Annotated in this window: 1 pseudogene; it reads right to left on the bottom strand. The window is 52.5% G+C overall.

The window, feature by feature from the left end:
* Nucleotides 1-544: pseudogene (locus CIK04_RS29030) on the bottom strand (fructose-specific PTS transporter subunit EIIC); the annotation flags it as partial.

Genomic DNA, 544 nt, shown 5'->3' with positions numbered 1-544 from the left:
GCGCTTCCATCGATTGTGGCAGTTGCACTTTGTCTGCAATAAATTTCGCTGAGTAACCGGCAATAAAGCCCGCCGCGATACCGCCAAGGAAACCCGCGCCAGTTGAGCTTGCCAACATACCGCCAATAAGACCTGGAGCTAAGCCCGGGCGATCAGCAATTGAAAACGCGATGAAGCCCGCAAGAACGGGAATCATGAGTGCGAAAGCGGAGCCACCACCGATGGTCATGAGTGCCGAAGCCAATGTGCYYTCTTCTAAACGCTTCGATACCGAAGACGAAAGAGAGTGCGATGATCAAACCGCCAGCAACGACCACAGGAAGCATGTGAGAGACGCCCGTCATCAGATGCTTATAAACGCCYTTTTTCTCTTCAGAAGCGTTGCTGCTACCTGCAGAAGCGGTGTGTTGATAAACCGTTGCTTGAGCAAACGCTTTGTCCATCTCTTCGCCTGTTTTCTTCAACGCGGGGCCTGTCTTGGTGCGGTACATCAGTTTGCCGTTGAAGCGATCCAGTGGTACTTCGATGTCTGCTGCGATGATCA

The sequence above is a fragment of the Vibrio sp. 03_296 genome, from assembly GCF_002265885.1.
Note: the sequence above shows the minus strand (reverse complement) of the source record. Positions and strands in the feature narration are given on the sequence as shown.